At 57.8% G+C, this 18,786-nt stretch carries 16 protein-coding genes and 1 pseudogene; 3 read left to right on the plus strand and 14 right to left on the minus strand.

All coding sequences use genetic code 11. The features are described from left to right. Nucleotides 1–106 precede the first annotated feature (106 nt). From WMP97_RS07810 to WMP97_RS07865, 13 genes and pseudogenes are all read right to left on the minus strand, one after another. Nucleotides 107–667, minus strand: a complete 561-nt coding sequence (locus tag WMP97_RS07810) for an SMI1/KNR4 family protein (protein ID WP_340440224.1) — start codon at nt 665–667, stop codon at nt 107–109. Nucleotides 668–671: 4 nt separating this feature from the next. Continuing rightward, nucleotides 672–785 (minus strand): annotated as a pseudogene (locus WMP97_RS11860) (HNH endonuclease); the annotation flags it as partial. Between the two features lie 24 nt (nt 786–809). After that, nucleotides 810–2,201, minus strand: coding sequence for a hypothetical protein (locus WMP97_RS07815; protein WP_340440225.1), 1,392 nt, complete (start codon nt 2,199–2,201; stop codon nt 810–812). 82 nt (nt 2,202–2,283) lie between these two features. Then, the gene (locus tag WMP97_RS07820) at nt 2,284–2,997 is read right to left on the minus strand and encodes an ATP-binding cassette domain-containing protein (protein WP_340440226.1); all 714 of its coding nucleotides are present in this window, start codon (nt 2,995–2,997) and stop codon (nt 2,284–2,286) included. Nucleotides 2,998–3,084: 87 nt separating this feature from the next. Then, nucleotides 3,085–3,744 carry a response regulator transcription factor gene (locus tag WMP97_RS07825; RefSeq protein ID WP_340440227.1) on the minus strand — a complete coding sequence of 220 codons (660 nt, stop codon included), beginning with the start codon at nt 3,742–3,744 and terminating at the stop codon, nt 3,085–3,087. Then, nucleotides 3,737–4,915, minus strand: a complete 1,179-nt coding sequence (locus WMP97_RS07830; RefSeq protein WP_340440228.1) for a sensor histidine kinase — start codon at nt 4,913–4,915, stop codon at nt 3,737–3,739. The genes WMP97_RS07825 and WMP97_RS07830 overlap by 8 nt, the downstream gene beginning before the upstream one ends. A 29-nt stretch (nt 4,916–4,944) precedes the next feature. After that, a complete protein-coding gene (gene ppk2 / locus WMP97_RS07835; protein ID WP_086588148.1) occupies nt 4,945–5,832 on the minus strand; it encodes a polyphosphate kinase 2 in 888 nt (295 codons plus the stop codon). Nucleotides 5,833–5,908: 76 nt separating this feature from the next. Further along, nucleotides 5,909–6,769, minus strand: a complete 861-nt coding sequence (locus tag WMP97_RS07840; RefSeq protein WP_023021922.1) for a fumarylacetoacetate hydrolase family protein — start codon at nt 6,767–6,769, stop codon at nt 5,909–5,911. A 5-nt stretch (nt 6,770–6,774) separates the two neighbouring features. After that, nucleotides 6,775–7,305: an aminoacyl-tRNA hydrolase gene (pth, locus tag WMP97_RS07845; RefSeq protein WP_034656468.1), complete on the minus strand. Its 531-nt coding sequence runs from the start codon at nt 7,303–7,305 to the stop codon at nt 6,775–6,777. A 92-nt stretch (nt 7,306–7,397) separates the two neighbouring features. Next, a complete protein-coding gene (locus tag WMP97_RS07850; protein ID WP_023021920.1) occupies nt 7,398–8,051 on the minus strand; it encodes a 50S ribosomal protein L25/general stress protein Ctc in 654 nt (217 codons plus the stop codon). Between the two features lie 253 nt (nt 8,052–8,304). After that, nucleotides 8,305–9,279 (minus strand): ribose-phosphate diphosphokinase, encoded by a 975-nt coding sequence (locus WMP97_RS07855; RefSeq protein ID WP_005323655.1) that lies wholly within the window; start codon nt 9,277–9,279, stop codon nt 8,305–8,307. A gap of 15 nt (nt 9,280–9,294) precedes the next feature. Beyond that, complete coding sequence (gene glmU / locus WMP97_RS07860) at nt 9,295–10,740, minus strand: bifunctional UDP-N-acetylglucosamine diphosphorylase/glucosamine-1-phosphate N-acetyltransferase GlmU (protein WP_340440229.1); 1,446 nt, start codon at nt 10,738–10,740, stop codon at nt 9,295–9,297. 69 nt (nt 10,741–10,809) lie between these two features. Further along, nucleotides 10,810–12,006 (minus strand): MFS transporter, encoded by a 1,197-nt coding sequence (locus WMP97_RS07865; RefSeq protein ID WP_023021918.1) that lies wholly within the window; start codon nt 12,004–12,006, stop codon nt 10,810–10,812. A 122-nt stretch (nt 12,007–12,128) separates the two neighbouring features. Between WMP97_RS07865 and WMP97_RS07870 the strand changes: the two genes are divergently transcribed. The 3 genes from WMP97_RS07870 (at nt 12,129) to mfd (ending at nt 17,253) form a co-directional block, all read left to right on the plus strand. Continuing rightward, nucleotides 12,129–12,845, plus strand: a complete 717-nt coding sequence (locus tag WMP97_RS07870; RefSeq protein WP_023021917.1) for a trimeric intracellular cation channel family protein — start codon at nt 12,129–12,131, stop codon at nt 12,843–12,845. Between the two features lie 160 nt (nt 12,846–13,005). After that, nucleotides 13,006–13,611: a TetR/AcrR family transcriptional regulator gene (locus WMP97_RS07875; RefSeq protein ID WP_239208004.1), complete on the plus strand. Its 606-nt coding sequence runs from the start codon at nt 13,006–13,008 to the stop codon at nt 13,609–13,611. Continuing rightward, on the plus strand, nt 13,612–17,253 hold the full coding sequence (gene mfd, locus WMP97_RS07880; protein ID WP_340440230.1) for a transcription-repair coupling factor: 3,642 nt from the start codon (nt 13,612–13,614) through the stop codon (nt 17,251–17,253). On the opposite strand, the gene WMP97_RS07885 is transcribed toward mfd, so the two are convergent. Continuing rightward, nucleotides 17,254–18,729 carry an amino acid permease gene (locus WMP97_RS07885; RefSeq protein WP_340440231.1) on the minus strand — a complete coding sequence of 492 codons (1,476 nt, stop codon included), beginning with the start codon at nt 18,727–18,729 and terminating at the stop codon, nt 17,254–17,256. It abuts the gene before it with no gap. Nucleotides 18,730–18,786: the final 57 nt, after the last annotated feature.

Below are 18,786 nucleotides of genomic sequence, written 5' to 3' on the forward strand. Positions count from 1 at the left end.
ATAAACATCTAGATAAAAGGTTCGGTAAGCGCTCTTTTAAGTAGGGTATCGATCAAGATGTATTAGTGGAATTAATCGATAGGAAATAGAGTTGCTGCGACTACTTTTAATGGTCTAGATTGACATTTGGAAATTCTATATTTTTGACAGTCTTGCTTGGAAAAAAGAATTTTCCAAACTTCTCTGATCGCCTTTGCGGTGCCTTGGGTGCCTTCCCTCGGCTATTGATTAGAAGCGATATGAAGGATGTAAAATCTTTTGATACTTGGAAAACTTTCCCTTCGTCTTCATATAGTATGCTTCCGATTGAAAACTCTTCATTGGAGAGGTTAATTAAAAACTTGTCCTCGGGGGGATTGCTTGCTTCGCAAAAGTAAAATCCCCAGTCATGGAGCCAAGTAGGGTCCAGTTGAATGGCATTTTCCCATAAGTCGATTGGTGTCGCGTTTCCAAAAATCATGGTTGCTTCAACTTCGAGAGCAGTTGAGTCGTTTGTCCTGAGCTGTACATGTGAGTAGGTCTCGGAAATGACTCCACCTCCATGAAGGGATAAAAATTCTAGATAGTCTTCAGGCAGAGATGAATCTACGGTTCGCTTTAATTCTGAAATTTCCTCCTCAGTAAACGGATCGCCATTAATTGAGAAAAAGTCTGACGGAAGTTTCATTTATTTATCCTTTCTTGCCCCAAAGGCTAAATCCATTTTTGTGAGGTGCTCTGTGTGCGCCTTTTTCAACTAGCTGCATTCTTCCAGTCTCCTGATGGTGGTGCCAGGTCAACCCGTCAGCAGAGCGATACTCTTACGGGGCTTAGTTTGCCGGCCGCAGCGCTTTAGTCCTAAGCAGCCGGATGACCATCCACGTACCAGCCGTGGCGAAGATTCCTGTCAGCACCACCGCAAGAATATAGCGGGCAGGGGAATCCGCGTTCATGGGCCATGCGGGGAAGGCGATCAACCACAGCGGGGTTCTAGCGAGGACGTCGCCACCCAAGGTCACGGAGACGATAGTGCAGACGATGCACAGTGCCAGGCCACTCATGATGCCCAGACGAATCACGATGAGAAGAGAGAATACCGAAATCACATACCCCACCCCAATGGCTAGAGGCAGTTGGATGATCGTCGTTGAAGCCGGGCTGCCAGAAGCACTAAGCGCGAGCGAAGCGCCCATGCATACTGCGGATACTATCTCGAAAAACCACCAGAGGAGGGCGCTGGAACAATGGCGGGATTCCATGTGGCTGAGCGGCCATACCGGCGCGAGTAATGGCCACACCACAACCGGTAGCACACCTGCCCCTACAGGGAGAAGCAGAAAAATATAGAAACCCTGGACATAAGTCGGAGGATAGAAAAGGGCAAGAAATAGCAGTGTCAAGGCACTTAACGCCAAGCAGGCGATAACCGCTGGGCTGCACGCCGCTCGGTGGAGACCAACCAGCGCGCCTACCAAGCGGGGGCGGGCGGTGGCACGCGGTGCTGTGGCCGGGCGCCATGTGGCAGTGGCGCCACTAGAGGCAGCGGTCGTCTGGCCGCGGCGAGGTAAGGCGAGGCGGCGCAGGCGGCGCGGAGTGACGATGGCCGCATAGATGCCCATTACTGCGAGAAGTAGCGTCAGAGCGAGGGCCGGCAGCGGATTTTCTTGCAGGAGTGGATCGCCCGGATCCAAGGGCACGGAATTTTGATGAATGTGCAGTGAATGAAGCAAGAGTCGCATGGGCCAAGCTGGTGGAAAAGTCCACCACGTAGGGCCTTCGACGACCTTGGAAGTCACGCTTAAAACCTGCCAGACAACGCTGAGTATTAGTGTCGCGCCAAGGCCATAGCGCCGCGAACAGGCAGAGGCAAGGCCAGCAATGCCAATAGCACCGAGGAAAGAATAGAGCCCGGCGAGTGCCACAAGGTGGTGCTGTTCGCGGCCTTGTGCGAACACTACTGCCCAGGACACCCCAAAGTTGAGGAGATGGAACGCGGCCAAGCTCGCGAGCACTACCACCAAGCGTGCAGTGTGTTCGTAGCGAGTAGTGAGGCGGCGCCACCAGGTGCCGCCGCCACGGGCGAGAACCTCTCGGCGCTCTGTAACTGCGGCAAATACCGCAATGAGCGGCGCGTACATGCCGGTGACAAACATAGATTGCCAGCCGAGAACACCGGTAGCATCCTTAGCCGGGGAAGCGAAAGCAGAAAAGACTATGGTCATTAGCGCAAGCGGTAAGGCGAGAAGAGGTAGCCACTGCACAGCGCTGCCGCGGCTGCGTATCAGCTCTGCCGAAAGGTAGCGCTTAAACATCGGCCTCACCACCCGGAGAGGTGAGGCGGAAGAACTCGGACTCCAATTGTCCGCTGGGGGCAAGCTCCTGCAAGGACCCGGAGTAGCGAATGGTGCCCTGAGACAAAATGGTGATGTCGTCGGCCAAATGAAGGACCTCGCCAAGCTGATGAGAGCTGACCACAACAGTGTGGCCGGCTGCTGCCAAGTCTCGCAGCAAAGTACGCAGCTCCACTATGCCCTGTGGATCAAGACCATTTTGAGGTTCATCCAGTAACAAGATTTCCGGATCACCTAGCAAAGCCTGCGCCAATGCCAAGCGGGCCTTCATACCAGTGGAAAAGGACTTGGCCTTCTTGGAACCGACCTCGGTGAGCCCCGCAATGGCTAAAACACGCTCTACCTCAGACTCCGGCAGACCTAGCAAGCGGGTATGTACGCGCAGGTTGGCAGCGGCGGAAAGATGCCCGTAGAAGGCGGGTCCATTCACGGATGCCCCCACATGGTCGAGTACTTCACGTGACCACGGGGCACCAGCCACGCGTACTATTCCGGAATCTGCCGGCAGCAGGCCAAGGAAGATGGAAAAGAGAGTGGATTTTCCGGCCCCGTTGCGTCCAAGCGAGGCGTGGACGCGGCCAGGGGCAATGCGAAAGTCCACATCCCGCAGCACCGCGTGGGAACCAAAGGATTTGGTGACGTGTTCAAAGGAGATCTCAAAACTCATACCGCCCAGTCTCGCGGCAGAGCGCCGCAATAACCTCCGCCTAGGCTATGGACCTTAGCGCGAAGTTCTCCTACCACGGTAGGAGGCTTAGGCGATGCCAGCCTTTTGCGCCAAGAGCACTAGAGCTACGCGGTCGCGTGCAGCCAGTTTGGAAAGCAGAGAGGAAACATGTGTCTTGACAGTCGTATCCGCGATGACCATTTCACGGGCAATTTCCCCGTTGGTGGCACCGCGGGCGATGAGGGCTAAGACTTCTCTCTCGCGACGGGTGACAAGGCTTAAGCCCTGGCGCTCTTGCGCGCTCAGCTGCCCGCGCGCAATTGCGGCGCGGTAGGTCTGCAAAACTGGGCCGGTCACCTTAGCGGCTAGGACCGATTCGCCCTTGGCGACGTCCCGCACCGCCCCCACCAGTACATCCGGGTCGGCGTCTTTGAGGAGGAATCCGTGCGCGCCAGCGGCGATAGATTGAGCCACCAAATCATCTTCATTAAACGTAGTGAGCATGATGATTCGGCAATCAGGCGCCCGAGAAAGGATGGCTTGAGCCGCGGCAATGCCGTCTATTCCGGGCATTCGGATATCTAGAATTGCGACGTCAATGCGGTTGCTTATCGCGGCGGTAACGGCTTCTGCGCCGGTGTGCGCGGTGGCCACGACCTCAATATCATCCTGTGCGTTGAGAATGGTGGACAAAGCGGCGGCGAGCATCGCTTGGTCATCGGCGAGCAGGACACGAATCTTAGACACGGCTCTCTTTCTGCAACGGTAGTTCGGCGCGCACGATGAACTTTTTGGCATCACCCCAGGTTTCGAGTTTTCCACCCAATGCGAGGGCACGTTCTTCCACACCGATTAGGCCCACGCCGCTACCTGGGACTTCGCTGGGAGTCGGGGAGGGCGTGGAAGAAATTAGGGTGAGTCGGGCGACGTCGGCAAGCGCAAGCTCCACATCCACCTGGGTTCCTGGGCCCTGGTGGCGCAACGCGTTGGTCAAACCCTCAGAAATGATGCGCACCAACGCCAATTGCGTAAGTGCTGGAGCCTCGTAGGCCTCAGGTATATGCGCGTTAATGTCCAAGCCTGCCGCTCGGAAGCCATCGATAATGCCCTCGATGTGCTCTAGCTGCGTGGTGGGCTCCAGTGAGGTAGGTCCGGTGCTTCGCAGTGCAGTGACGATGCCGCGGACCTCTTCCAAAGCAGAATCCGCGCCATCACGAATACTGGCCAGCGCATCGTGGGCAGCCTCAGTGTTTGCACGAGCGGCAATGATCCCGGCGTTTGCCTGAACCTTGATCAACGTGAGGGAATGAGCGAGTACATCATGCAGCTCCCGTGCGATGAGCAGGCGTTCTTCTTCTTGGGCTTGGCGAAATCGCTCTTGCGCTAGCCGCTCGCGCTGGCGTGCTAAATCGAAGTAGCGCGCAGCTATAAAATATGTGCTGCCTAGAACCGCCCAGTGCACGACCAACATGGCCAAGTAGCGGCGGTCCAGTTGGTAATGCAAAAAGAAAGACTCCGGATCTATGCGCCACATGAATGGCGAAATGAAGGAGCCAGGAATAGTGAGAGCCAGTACCGTGCGGGGAATGGCGCGGCGTGTGACATAGCGGGAGGTGGCATACACCGCCATGGGTGCAGTAAGCGCCCACGGGGTAATTCCCAGGTTAGTGGGAAGCTGGCTCATCCAAGCCATCGCCCAAGCTGCGAGAAGCACGATAAAGCCCGTGGCGCTGAGCACGGGACGGCTCCGCCAGACCCACATAAATGGCAGGAATAGCAACGATAGACCTGCCTGAATAATCTCAATTATGCTGGGATTCTTCGCGGCAGAAATGACATAAAATAGCGCAATGAGCACCGCCACCGCAGTGAGGATTTTATCTCCTAAACGCGCTTCCGCGACGGTGTCAGTGCTCATGATTGAAGATAGTAATACGGCCGGTGCTGCTACTTCTTCTTATCCTTCTTCTTGCCCTTCTTTGAGGTTTTCTTCGCCGTCTTCTGCTCGGACTTGCGCTCCAGCTTGGCTGCTACATCAGGCACATAGCGGAACTCTTCGCGGGCGGGGCGCTCGTAGGTCTCGCCATCAGATTCAGGGCGCTGCGGGATTTCAGGCATCTTGCGCTCGATCTTCTCGTAGGGAATGGTGCTGAGAAGGTGCGAGATGACATTGATACGCGAGCGCTTCTTGTCTTCCGATTCCACGGTGTACCACGGGGCGGTTGGGGTATCGGTGTGAATGAACATGGCATCCTTCGCGCGGGAATAGTCCTCCCAGCGGGTAATGGATTGCAGGTCCATAGGGGAGAGCTTCCAGCGGCGTAGCGGATCATTGCGGCGGGACTCAAAGCGCTTAATCTGCTCCTCATCGGAGACAGAGAACCAGTACTTGCGCAGCATGATGCCGTCTTCTACCAGCATCTGCTCAAAGGTAGGTGCCTGGTGGAGGAAGCGGACGTATTCCTGATCGGTGCAAAAGCCCATGACGCGTTCGACGCCGGCGCGGTTGTACCAGGAGCGGTCAAAGATGACAATTTCGCCCTTCGTTGGCAGCTTTTCCACATAGCGCTGGAAGTACCACTGGCCCTGCTCACGGGAGTTCGGGGCGGGCAGCGCCTCGACGCGGCACGTACGTGGGTTGAGGTACTGGGTGATGCGCTTGATAGCAGAGCCTTTGCCGGCGGCGTCGCGGCCTTCCATGATGATGACGACGCGGGCCCCGGTTTCAACGACCCACTGCTGCATGTCCACGAGTTCTGCCTGAAGGCGCTCGAGTTCCTTCTCGTAGGCCTTCTTGTTGAGTTTCTTAGGGGCTTTACTGCTCTTTGTGCTCATTGTCTCAGCTTAACCGCCGTTGATAGCAGGGGAGAAAACTGCACCGCCCTCGTTGGAGTGAGAATCTGGGCACAGTCTAAGAGCAGGTACAGCCTGGACCGCAGCCTGGTTCGCCGAAAAAAGTTGTATTGGAAATATGCCCCAAGCCCTCAATAGCAATGGTGACATTTTGACCATCTTGAATAAACTGCTGCGGCTCCCGTGCAAATCCAACGCCCTCTGGGGTACCGGTAACGATGACGTCTCCCGGATTGAGCGGGTAAAGCTGCGAGCAAAACTCGATCAGCTCAGCAACTGAAAAGATAAGGTCATCGGTGTTATCGCGCTGCCTTTCTTCGCCGCCCACGGTAGTAGTAAGTAAAGCACCAGAACCAGGTGCCCATTCCTCCGCGGTGGTGAGCCACGGGCCGAAGCCTGCGGTGCGATAGAAGGACTTACCGGCATGGAACTGGCTCGTCTGACGCTGGAAATCGCGCAGCGTGTAGTCATTCATGATGGCATAGCCGGCGACATAGTCGAGCGCCTCATTCCGGTTCACGCGGTGGGCGCGCTCGCCGATGATGACCGCCAGCTCGCCTTCATAATCCAGCTTCTGTGTGGCAAATTCTGGAATGAAGACATCATCATAGGGGCCGGTGAGGGCATCGGCGAACTTGATGAACAAGGTGGGGTGTTCGGGGAATTCCCGGCCCATTTCGCGGATGTGTTTGGCGTAATTAAGCCCGACGCAGATAATTTTGCCGGGATTCGGGACTACGGCCTCCAAGTCGGCGTGGTCGAAGACCACGGGTTCGCCGGAAAGCTGTGCGGCTTTTCGCCAGTCCTCGCTGCGTAGCAGCTGGCCCACATCCTCATAATCCAATTCGACACCCACGTTATCGCCGTCGATGCGGATAGCGGAAGTGCCAAAGCCGGTGCGTAGGGTAGCCAGTTTCATGGCGACTATCCTACGCGCAGGATCTCATCCACCGCGTTCGCGCAGATAATGGGGATCTCCACCTTTTCTTGCTTTGTCCAAGGCTTGAGCACAAACGATGCTGGATCCATGCGGCCCGGTGGGCGTCCGATTCCTATAGAAAGGCGTTGATAGTCCTTTGTTCCCAGGGACTTGGTGGTGGATCGCAAACCATTATGGCCGTGGTCGCCGCCACCGTCACGGAGTTTAATGGTGCCAAAATCGAGTTCCAGTTCATCGTGGACGACGATGATATTGGCGGCGGAGAGATGAAAATATTGTGCTAGGGCTTTGATCGGCCCGCCGGAAAGGTTCATAAAAGACCGCGGCTTCGCACAAATAATTTTACGGCCACCTGTCATGCCCTCGGCGACCTCGGTATTGGTCTTCTTGTGCACCGAAAAGCTGCTCATGAGCTCGCCAGCGAGTTCTTCAGCTACAGCGAAGCCGATATTGTGGCGGGTTCCTGCGTACCTGGGGCCAGGGTTACCAAGGCCTACTACGAGAAGTGGAGTCACGCGCTCAATTGTCTCATACAGCGAAAGGAAAACGGCGAAACCGCCGCGAGGTGTATTTCTCACGGCGGTTTACGTACAGGAAGGGGAAGGGATTACTCCTCTTCAGAGTCAGAGGACTTTTCGTCCTCATCTGCGGACTCGGCACCAGCGTCAGCGCCGCCTTCCTCAGCAGCCTCGGCTGCTTCCTCGAGCTCCTCATCAACCTCAGGCAGGGAGATGGATACGATGACGGTGTCTTCTTCTGCCACCAAGGTGGTGTCTTCCGGCATGGTGACATCGGCAGCGGTGATAACCGCGCCGTCCTCGAGGCCCTCGATGGAAACCTCGAGCTCCTCCGGAATGTTCAGTACGTCTGCCTCAACCAGCAGTACGTCAGCATCCTGGATGTGCATAGTGCCTGGGGCCGGCTCGCCGGTCAAGGTAACCGGAACCTCAACCTCAACCTTCTCGCCACGCTTAATAGCAAGCAGGTCAACGTGGTCGATATCGAAGGTCAGGACGTTCTGATCAACGTGCTTAACCATGGTCAGGTACTGCTCACCGTCGATCTCCAGCTCCAAAACGGCGTTGACACCGTTGTTGCGGACGAGGGACTGGATGTCCAGCAGCGGAACTGCGAAGTGAACCGGCTCCTGGTGGGCACCGTAGATGACGCCTGGGACCTTCCAGTCGCGGCGCAGGCGGCGTGCGACACCCTTGCCAAACTCGGTACGTGCTTCAGCCTTGATTACTGGGCGCTGTGCCATGCTTCATTCTCCTTAGTCAAAGTAGTGCGGCGCGGCCAACGCGATAAAACGACGAAAGCCTGCCGATGGACGTCTTGGACGAGTCATCGCAGGCGTATATAAAAGCAACGTGCTCTAACTTCAATCGCGTCGATAACGGCTTCCTCATCCTGAGGTCGCCCTCGCCGAGACTGGGTTAGATTAGCACGCGTACCGTTAGCAAATCAAAAGCCGCCGAAGTAAATTCTCGGCGGCTAGTGATAGTAGATCATGTTTAGGCGCGGTCAAACAAGGTGGTGACAGAACCATTCTCGAAGATCTCGTGGATGGTCTGTGCCAAAAGCGGTGCGATGGACAGCACCGTGAGGTTAGACCAGCCCTCGGTGGACTGCGGCAGGGTATCGGTGGTGATAACTTCCTCCGCACCGCATTCAGACAGACGCTCGCGGGCGGGATCAGAAAAGACGCCGTGGGTGCAGGCAATGATGACCTTCTTGGCGCCGGCGTCCTTCAGCACGCGCACGGCGCCAGCAATGGTGCCGCCGGTATCAATCATGTCGTCGAGAAGCACGCAGTCCTTGCCCTCAACATCGCCTACTACGCGGTTGGATACCGTCTTATTGGCCTCGGTATTGGAGCGGGTCTTGTGCACGAAGGCCAGCGGGGCATCGCCCAAGTCATGGGCCCACTTTTCCGCAACCTTTACGCGGCCGGCATCCGGGGAGACAACCGTGATGTTATCGGTGGCGTACTTGGACTTGATGTAATCGGTCAGGATGGGCTGAGCATGCATGTGATCAACCGGGCCATCGAAGAAGCCCTGAATCTGATCGGTGTGCAGGTCCACGGAGACGATGCGGTCCGCGCCGGCTGCCTGCAGTAGGTCTGCCACTAGGCGAGCGGAAATCGGCTCGCGGCCCAAGTGCTTCTTATCCTGGCGTGCATATGGGTAGAAGGGCAGGATGGCAGTGATGCGCTTCGCGGAGCCGCGCTTGAGAGCGTCAATCATGATGAGCTGCTCCACCAGCCACTTATTGAGCGGCTGAGTGTGCGACTGCATTACGAAACAGTCTGCACCACGCACGGACTCTTCAAAGCGGATGAAGATTTCGCCGTTAGCGAAATCGCGGGCGGTAGTAGGAACCAGATCCGTCTTCAGCTCCTTAGCCACAGCCTCCGCCAGCTCTGGGTGTGCACGCCCAGAGAAGAGCTTCATGTTTTTGCTGCTACCAGTTACCTTGCCAGTCATGGGAGAATATGCCCCTTACTTTTCGTTGTCCTGCGCACGGGCTGCGGCCTCAGCCGCGGGAGTACCCGGACGCTTCTTTTGAACCCAGCCCTCGATGTTGCGCTGTTTGCCACCGGAGACTGCGAGTGCTCCCGCAGGAACATCGTCCTTAATTACTGTACCCGCACCGGAGTACGCGCCATCACCGACATTGACCGGAGCGATAAACATTGTGTCAGAACCGGTGCGCACGTGGCTGCCGATGGTGGTGTGGTGCTTGTTTACTCCGTCGTAGTTTACAAAGACGGAAGAGGCGCCAATATTGGACTGCTCGCCCACGGTGGCATCGCCGATATAGGTCAGGTGCGGCACCTTGGAGCCGCGACCAATTTGCGCATTCTTTGCCTCTACGAAGCCGCCGAGCTTTCCGTCCTCGCCCACCACGGTCTTCGGGCGGATATAGGTAAACGGGCCGACCTTAGCGTTGGTGCCGATGACAGAATCGCTGCCATGAGTGCGCACGACGGAAGCACCTTCGCCCACTTGCATATTGGTCAGGGTGGTATCGGGGCCAATCTCGGCATTATCGGCGATGCTGGTCGCTCCCCACAGCTGGGTGCCGGGGTGAATGATGACATCGGAGCCCACGGTGACATTGACACCAATCCAGGTGGTCTCCGGATCTACGATGGTGGCTCCGCCGCGCATCGCCTTTTCCACCATGCGTCGGTTGAGCTCGCGGCCGGCAGCGGCGAGCTGCACGCGGTCATTGACGCCCGCCAGTTCGGCCGGATCCGCTGCCACATGCGCGCCGACGCCGTGTCCAGCGGTGCGGGCGATCTCGAGCACATCGGTGATGTATAGCTCGCCTTGGGCGTTATTGGAGTCGAGCTTCTGGAGGGCGTCGGCAAGCACGCGGCCGTCAAAAGCGAAGACGCCGGAGTTGACCTCATCGACTCGGCGCTGCTCTTCGGAGGCGTCCTTTTGCTCGACGATGGCGGACACGCTGCCGTCCTCAGCGCGGATGATACGGCCGTAGCCGGTGGGATCCTCTAAGCGCATGGATAGCACCGTTACCGCATTGCCCTGCTCGGTGTGGGTAGCGCGCAGGCCCTCGATGGTCTCTGGGGTAAGTAGCGGTACGTCGCCATTAGTGACGATGATGGTGCCCTCAAACTCCGGAATCGGCTCCAAGCCGCAGGCCACTGCGTGGCCGGTGCCCAGCTGTTCTTCCTGTACTGCCTTCAGCACCTCGCAGTCCAGCTCCTGGGAGATGGCATCCACAGCGGGGGAGACCTGGTCGCGTTGGTGGCCTACCACCGTGACAATGCGTTCCGGATTAATCCCGGCCGCGGCATGCAGAGCGTGGCCGAGCAAGCTGCGCCCGCCAATCTCGTGCAAGGTCTTTTGCTTGGTGGATTTCATGCGGGTGCCGGCACCAGCCGCAAGGACGACTACGGCACACGGGGTTGTTGCTACCACGGGTTATTGAGCTCCTGGGGGGTCGAGTCTGATTCTTATCCGGACTACATCCTATAGCCCGAGTGCGATTTATGTGTGAGAAACCTCTTTCAGGCCGCGGGCGCGCCACACCCCGAGAAAGCCGATGAGGGCGAGGAATAGCAGGGCCGCCTCTGGCCCGGCCAGCGCCACCACGGAGGAAATGCCACCGACGATGAGCAAGATGATGCCCATCATCGTATTGGCGGCACCTACATACTGGGTGCGCTTATCGCCACCGGCCATATCCACCACGTAGGTCTTTCGCGCCACTCGAATGGCCGTGTGCGCCAGATTCACGGCGAAGAAACCAATCGGCATGACCCAGGCATTGACCCCATCTGGGGCCCAATGTGAGCTGGCGACCAAGAGCACCAGCACGATGGAAGCCACGGCCGCTCCTACAGCCATGGTGTTTTTGGAGGATTTATCCGAATACACCCCGGAGATCCGTCCGCCCACCAACGAGGCCAGGCCCGAGGCAAGCACGAATCCGTACAGCCCGGAAAGGTTGCTGCTGAGCAGCACGATAAAAGAAGTTGAAAGCGCCGACACCAAAAGAAGCGCGCGGACGATGACGAAGTTACGAAATTGTCCGTCGCTAGTAAAAAGCTGCCAGGTATCTTTCCACCACTGCTTATCGATGCCCCCTTCGGTTTCCTCTGGCACCGGCTCATCCACGCCCGAAAATACCCACGCGGCAATGGCCCACGTGGCCGCGCCAACGCCGAGGACCGTGCCCATCATGGGGATACTGAGCTCACCCAAAAAATAGAGGATAATTCCGGTAAGCAGGGTGGCGCCGCCTCCGAGTGCTGCCGCGCTGCCGGTTACTCGGCCACGCGCGCCTTTGGAAATCGTGCGCGCCTGTACGTCCTTGCCCGCAATCGAGCACAGTGCGCGGAAAAGCGAAAGCGCCGCTAGGGCCACCAGTGTTACTACTCCCAGTGCCGTCCCACGAAGGAAGAATGCTGCTAGCGCGATGACCGCGGCGGATATCGCTTGGCCCAGCGAACCGATAATCCACAGGCGCTTACGGGCCCTATGCGTAGTCACCCACGGGGTCAGCGCCGCCTGCGGCAGCATAGAACCAGATTCGCGAATAGGGGTGAGCAAACCGGTAAAGAACGCAGGCACGCCGGCTGCACTAAAAAGCGCTGGCAGCACCGTCTTGGCCGCCACAATCTGATCACCCAAATTTTGCAGGCCATTGGACCAGATGAAATACCGGGCATTGGATTGAGACATGAGAAATTCGATCTTTCAGAGAAACGAGTTGGTTAAATTAAAGCCATGTTGACACGCCGGAGACTAAAACACGGCCGCAGTCACGCTGAAATTCTACCCGTGGGGCAGGAGGCCTAAGAATCATGCATGATGTTGATCCCCTCATCAATTCCCTCTATCAAGCCTTTGACCTCCTTGGCGTGGTGCTAAACGGCATCATTGGTGGCACCATTGCCCGCCGCCGCGAATTCGACATCGTGGGTTTTGTATTCCTCGCCCTCTTTTCTGGGCTGGCCGGTGGCATGATTCGTGACATGCTCATCGCAGATGGGGCAGCGGCTGCGATTTCAGATCCGTGGTACCTCGGACTCGCCTGTGGAGGAGCCCTCGTTGCGTTTCTTATCGATCTTAAGGGCAAGGCATGGGAGCTTTTCCGCGAACATGGTGATGCCATCATCCTCGGCGTCTGGTCCACTACCGGTTGCGTCAAAGCACTCACGCACGGCATGCCACTTATTCCCTGCGTTTTCCTTGGCGTGCTTACCGCGGTGGGCGGCGGAATGGTTCGCGACGTAGCTTCTGGGCAAATCCCCTCTATCTTCGGCGGCAGCCCTCTTTATGCCGTGCCGTCCATCCTGACCGGCATCGTTATGGTGACCTTCGCCCACAACGGGCAATTTGCCCTCGGCATGATCATTTCCCCCATCGTCGGAAGCGGCATGGCCATCTTGTCTTATTGGCGCGGCTGGGTGTTGCCCCGCGCTGGTGTAGCCCCCGTTAACTACACCGCTGCCCAAGTGGCGGCGATTGCGAAGAAAGCCGAGCTCAAAGGCTTTCGACGCGGCAGGAAGAAAAACTAAAAAAGCTTCCCCACCAGGACTCGAACCTAGAATGACGGTACCAAAAACCGTAGTGTTGCCGATTACACCATGGGGAAACACAGCAAATTGCTGTAGGCATAGCGTACCTGACGCACCCGGGTAAATCACAAATTGCGGGGCGAGGGATAGGGTAGAAGGTATGGCTCGACAAAGGATGACCGGCCGAGAACGGCGCGAACAACTCATTTCCATCGGACGCACCGCATTTGCGGAACTAGGGGTTGAAGGGGCCAGTGTCGAAGAGATCGCGGCTCGCGCCGGGGTATCCAAGCCCGTTGTCTATGAGCACTTTGGGGGTAAGGAAGGCCTCTATGCGGTCGTTGTTGACCGCGAGATGTTGGCACTGGAAAAGGTCATTACTGATTCTTTGGAAAACGGCAGCTGGCGCGAGCGCATCGAGCAGGCCGTGATGGCCATCTTGACCTATGTTGAGGAAGAAACCGATGGATTTCTCATTCTGGTGCGCGATGCCAAGCCGGGCGATGAACGCAGTTTCTCCACGCTGTTAAATTCCGCGGTAGGCCAGGTGTCTTATATTTTGCGAGAAGCGTTTGAACACCGTGGTATCCAGCCGGATTTGGCGGATATTTATGGCCAAGCGCTGGTAGGAATGGTATCTACCACGGCGCAATGGTGGTTAGATGAGCGCAACCCGGACAAGGAAGTCGTCGCCACGCATATTGTCAATCTATGCTGGAATGGTTTGTCCGGTATGGAACTAAAGCCCAAGCTAGGAGGCAAATAGATGGCGACCCCAATGCTGGCCGGCTTGCTCAAGGTAGCAGCCTCGGACCCCAAGCTTAAGGGCATGATTTCTCATGTGGGGGAAGACCTCCACATCACAGGTTTGGATCAGTCTCGGCCGTGGGCCTTGGGAACTTTGGCCCATCACGCCCCGGTGCTGGTGGTGACCGCCACCAGCCGCGAGGCGGAAGACCTTAGCGCAGAGCTTACGGCGATGCTGGGGGAAAAGGTGGCCATGTTTCCGGCATGGGAGACACTGCCGCACGAGCGTTTGAGCCCTGGCGTCGACATCATCGGCCGCCGCGCCCAGGTTTTGCACAACTTGGACAATGCGCAGGTCATCGTCACCGCTGCCCGCGGGCTGTCCCAGCCTATCCTCAAGGAAGTGGAAGGTCGTGCTCCCATTCACCTCGAAGAAGACCATGAGTATGACTTCGATGAGGTGGTCCGTGAGCTTGAGTTCCGCGCCTATAAACACGTAGACATGGTGGCCAAGCGCGGCGAGTACGCCACCCGAGGTGGCATTATCGATATTTTCCCCACCACGTTGGACTATCCGGTCCGCGTTGAGTTTTGGGGCGATGAGATTACCGATATCCGCCAATTTTCCGTAGCTGACCAGCGCACCATCCCGGAAATCGAGGTCGGCCGCGTAGATATTTTCCCTGCCCGCGAGCTTCCTATTACGGATGCTATTGCTCAGCGTGCGGCCGACCTTGCCGTCAAGCACCCCGGTAATCCCGCCTTGGTGGAGCTTTTGACCAAGGTGAGCGAGCACATTCCGGCCGAAGGCATGGAGGCGCTTTTGCCCGTGCTTTCCGACGCCCCCATGATCACCCTCCCCGAATTCCTCCGCCCCACCACTCACGTGGTGATGGTCGGCCCGGAGAAGATTCGCCGCCGCGTCGCGGATTTAGAAAAGACCGATGCTGAGTTCCTCGCCGCTGGCTGGGAAGCCGCGGCTATGGGTGCTGATGGCCCATTGGCCACCGAAGGCCTCGATACCGAGGCCTCGAGCTACCGCTCCTATGAATCGCTCGAGGTTTCCATCGGCGAGTCCGACCTGCCGCTGTGGACTTTTTCCCCACCGGGAATGCTTGCCGCCCCAGAAGAAGAGACCCTCCCACTCGAATTCGAGCCAGGGCCCACCCCGCGCGGCAATATCGAAGAAATCGATGCCATGATGGCCCAACTCCTCGCGCATACCAACGCCGGGGGCCGTGCGGCCTTCATCGCTCCGGCACAGGGCGCTATCAAGCGCATGGTGGATCGCTTCGCGGAAAAGGGCATCCGCACTAAGGTTGCTACCCCTGGCTGGGAGCCCACCGCCGGAGAAGTCACCCTCTATCAGGCGCTAAGCCATGCTGGATTGGTGTTCCCCAAGGTGAAAAAGCCCAAGGACGCCGAGGCCCTCCCGCTGGTTGTCGTCACCGAAACCGATCTGACCGGCAACCGCGTAGGCGATATCGCCGAAGCGAAGCGGCGCCCCGCCAAGCGCCGCAATAAGGTCGATCCGCTTGCCCTAAAACAGGGCGATTTTGTGGTGCACGAAACCCACGGCATTGGCAAATTCTTAAAGATGGCCGAACGCACCATCCAGTCCGGCGATGAGACCAGCCGCCGCGAATATATCGTGCTCGAATACGCACCCTCGAAACGTGGCCAGCCCGCCGACCAGCTCTGGGTCCCCATGGACTCTCTGGATTTGCTGAGCAAGTACACCGGCGGCGAATCGCCCCACCTGTCTAAGATGGGCGGCTCCGATTGGAAGAACACCAAGAAGAAGGCGCGCGCCGCAGTACGCGAAATTGCGGGCGAACTCGTTGAGCTTTATGCCAAGCGACAAGCAGCACCCGGCCACCAATTCGCCCCTGACAATCCGTGGCAGGCGGAGATGGAGGATAATTTCCCCTTCGTCGAAACCGAAGACCAGATGCTTGCAATCGACGCCGTCAAACAAGACATGGAATCTACGGTGCCGATGGACCGCGTCGTCGTCGGCGATGTGGGCTATGGCAAGACCGAGGTGGCCATCCGCGCTGCTTTCAAGGCCGTACAAGACGGCATGCAGGTGGCCGTTTTGGTGCCCACTACGCTGCTAGCCCAGCAGCACTTTGATACGTTCAGCGAGCGCATGACCGGCTTCCCCGTCAAGATCGAGGTGCTCTCGCGCTTTACCTCGAAGAAAGAAGCCAAAGACATCTTTAAGGGCTTGGCCGATGGCAGCGTCGATATCGTCGTCGGCACGCATCGCCTCCTGCAGACCGGTGTGCACTGGAAGGACCTTGGTCTCATCGTCGTAGACGAAGAGCAGCGCTTTGGTGTGGAACACAAGGAACATATCAAGGCTCTTAAAGCCAGCGTGGACGTGCTCACCATGTCCGCTACACCTATTCCGCGCACCTTGGAGATGTCCATGGCGGGCATTCGCGAGATGTCTACCATCCTTACCCCGCCGGAAGACCGCCACCCCGTGCTGACCTACGTCGGTGCCTATGAAGACAAGCAGGTCGCCGCGGCCATCCGCCGCGAGCTGCTGCGCGATGGTCAAACCTTCTTCATCCACAATAAGGTCTCTGATATTGAAAAGAAGGCCCGCGAGCTGCGTGACTTGGTACCTGAGGCTCGCGTCGTCGTCGCGCACGGCCAGATGAACGAGGAAGTGCTGGAGCAGACCGTCCAAGGCTTCTGGGACCGCGAGTATGACGTTCTGGTGTGTACCACCATCGTGGAAACCGGCCTGGACATTGCTAATGCCAATACCCTCATTGTGGAAAACGCTCACCATATGGGCCTGTCCCAGCTGCACCAGCTGCGTGGGCGCGTGGGTCGTTCCCGTGAGCGCGGCTATGCCTACTTCCTGTATCCGAAGGGCGCTACGCTTACGGAAACCTCTTATGACCGCCTTGCCACCATCGCTCAGAATAATGACCTTGGTGCAGGCATGGCAGTAGCCATGAAGGACTTGGAGATGCGTGGTGCCGGTAACGTGCTCGGTGCCCAGCAGTCTGGCCACATTGCCGGCGTGGGCTTCGACCTTTACGTCCGCCTTGTTGGCGAGGCGGTAGAAACCTTCAAATCTCTCGCTCGCGGCGAAGCTCCTACCGTGACGGATGAGGGACCGAAAGAAATCCGTATCGATCTCCCCGTGGACGCGCATATCCCGGAGGCTTATATCGATTCCGAGCGCCTGCGCCTGGAGGTCTACCGCAAGCTTGCAGCCTCGCAAGATAACGATGACCTCAAGGCCGTCATTGAGGAAATGGAAGACCGCTTTGGCCCGCTGCCACAGGAGGTCTTACGCTTACTGTCCGTCGCCCGCCTGCGTCACCAAGCGCGCCGCGCCGGTGTATCGGATATCACTGTGCAGGGCACCCGTATCAAGTTCCACCCAGTGGAGCTGCCGGATTCCAAGCAGGTGCGCCTCAAGCGTTTGTATCCAGGATCCAGCTTCCGCGCGGCGGCGAAGGCCATCAATGTGCCATTCCCCAAGGCGGGGCGCAATGTTACCTCGCCGAAGCTGCGCGATACCGAGCTCATTCAGTGGGCGGCGGATTTCCTAAGCGCGCTTTTCGACGTCGCTCCCGTCAACGTCAGCGGCGCCCAGCCCGCTTCCTCGAACGTGGTGAGCGTAGGGGAGTAGCTAGAGCGTGAGCCAGCCGGTGCTCAAGCCCCAAATGGCGGCGGCGGCACCGGCCAAGACAATGGCCACCACGCACCACTCGAACGTGTTAAAAATGCGTTCCTTCTTCCACAAACGGGTACCGACATAGGGGATAAGGCCGGGTACTACGGCCAGCGCGCCGAGCAGGACGTAGACGGGGTCGGCCGCGTAAATCAGCCACAGGGAATAGATGAACGCGAGCAAAGAGATCATCAAGTGCTTGCGATTGTCCTTACGGCTTACCTCTGGTCCGGAAAGATCGAACTTGATGCCCGCCTGCGGGTGAGACAGCCCCTTGCCACGCAACGTCAGAAGCAATAGGTACAGGGAAGAAAAGATATACGGCAGCAGATACATGATGGTCGCTAGCTGCACCATGGCGTTATAGGACGCCTCGTTGAGGTAGAAGACGATGATGAACAGCTGGATAGACATCGTGGAAATCAGCTGCGCTACCCACGGCGCGCCCGCCACGTTGATGGTGCCGATGCGCCGGGGAATGAGGCCGTCGATGGCCATCATCACGATGGGCTCGGCGCACAACATTTGCCAGGACACGTAGGCGCCCAGAACGGACAAGCACAGTCCGATGGAGATGAGGGCGCCGCCCCAGGGGCCGGTGACTTCGGTCAGCACGGAGGCCATGGAATTATCTGGCAGCGCGGCCAATTCTTCCTTGCTCATGACGCCAAAGCTCAAGGTGGACACAGAGACCAACAGTGCCAGCACGGAAAAGAAGCCGATCACGGTCGCGCGGCCGACATCGGTGCGCTTGGAGGCTTGCTTGGAATACACGGATGCTCCCTCCACGCCAATGAAGACCCACACGGTAAAGAGCATGATTCCTTGGACTTGCTCGAAGACGCTGGCCTCGGAAGCACGTCCCCAGAAATCCACGGTGAATTTATCCCAGCTGAACCCGAGGAAAGCAATGAGCACCACGAAAGCCAAGATGGGCACGATCTTGGCAATCGTGGTGATGAGGTTCATGAAGGCGGCCTGCTTGATGCCGCGGGCGAGTACCGCGAAAATTCCCCACGACAAAAGGGAGACGGCGATGGCGGAGGACCAGTAATGGTCGGCGTCGAAAAGCGGCAGGTAATGGCCCAGCGTATTGAAAAAGAGGGTGGCATATCCCACCTGCGCCATAACGGAGCCCAGCCAGTAACCCCAGCCCGAGGTAAAACCAATAAAATCGCCGAGGCCGGCGCGCACATAGGAATAGACGCCAGAATCAAGGTGCGGCTTGCGGCGGGCCAAAATCTGGAACACAAAAGCCACAGAGAGCATGCCGACGCCCGCTACCAGCCAGCCAATGAGCATCGCGCCTGGGCCGGCAACGGAGGCAATGTTTTGCGGCAGCGAGAAAATACCCGCGCCAACGGTGGAACCGATAATGAGCGCGACGAGGGTCCACAACGTCACGGAGTGGGATTTATTCTGGCTGGAGGTCATTGGCTTAAAATACCTTGAATAGCCCCATAATGGGAACTCGGGCTAGACTTTGTGCAC

It is taken from the genome of Corynebacterium sp. KPL4072 (genome assembly GCF_037908395.1).
GTDB classification, from domain to species: Bacteria; Actinomycetota; Actinomycetes; order Mycobacteriales; family Mycobacteriaceae; genus Corynebacterium; species Corynebacterium kefirresidentii.

Bases quoted from the DNA above. Each gene is read 5' to 3' on its own strand.
- WMP97_RS07810 (WP_340440224.1), bottom strand. From the start codon at position 667: ATGAAACTTCCGTCAGACTTTTTCTCAATTAATGGCGATCCGTTTACT.
- WMP97_RS07815 (WP_340440225.1), bottom strand. From the start codon at position 2,201: ATGACCATAGTCTTTTCTGCTTTCGCTTCCCCGGCTAAGGATGCTACC.
- WMP97_RS07820 (WP_340440226.1), bottom strand. From the start codon at position 2,997: ATGAGTTTTGAGATCTCCTTTGAACACGTCACCAAATCCTTTGGTTCC.
- WMP97_RS07830 (WP_340440228.1), bottom strand. From the start codon at position 4,915: ATGAGCACTGACACCGTCGCGGAAGCGCGTTTAGGAGATAAAATCCTC.
- ppk2 (WP_086588148.1), bottom strand. From the start codon at position 5,832: ATGAGCACAAAGAGCAGTAAAGCCCCTAAGAAACTCAACAAGAAGGCC.
- WMP97_RS07840 (WP_023021922.1), bottom strand. From the start codon at position 6,769: ATGAAACTGGCTACCCTACGCACCGGCTTTGGCACTTCCGCTATCCGC.
- WMP97_RS07850 (WP_023021920.1), bottom strand. From the start codon at position 8,051: ATGGCACAGCGCCCAGTAATCAAGGCTGAAGCACGTACCGAGTTTGGC.
- WMP97_RS07855 (WP_005323655.1), bottom strand. From the start codon at position 9,279: ATGACTGGCAAGGTAACTGGTAGCAGCAAAAACATGAAGCTCTTCTCT.
- WMP97_RS07865 (WP_023021918.1), bottom strand. From the start codon at position 12,006: ATGTCTCAATCCAATGCCCGGTATTTCATCTGGTCCAATGGCCTGCAA.
- WMP97_RS07870 (WP_023021917.1), top strand. From the start codon at position 12,129: ATGCATGATGTTGATCCCCTCATCAATTCCCTCTATCAAGCCTTTGAC.
- WMP97_RS07875 (WP_239208004.1), top strand. From the start codon at position 13,006: ATGGCTCGACAAAGGATGACCGGCCGAGAACGGCGCGAACAACTCATT.
- mfd (WP_340440230.1), top strand. From the start codon at position 13,612: ATGGCGACCCCAATGCTGGCCGGCTTGCTCAAGGTAGCAGCCTCGGAC.
- WMP97_RS07885 (WP_340440231.1), bottom strand. From the start codon at position 18,729: ATGACCTCCAGCCAGAATAAATCCCACTCCGTGACGTTGTGGACCCTC.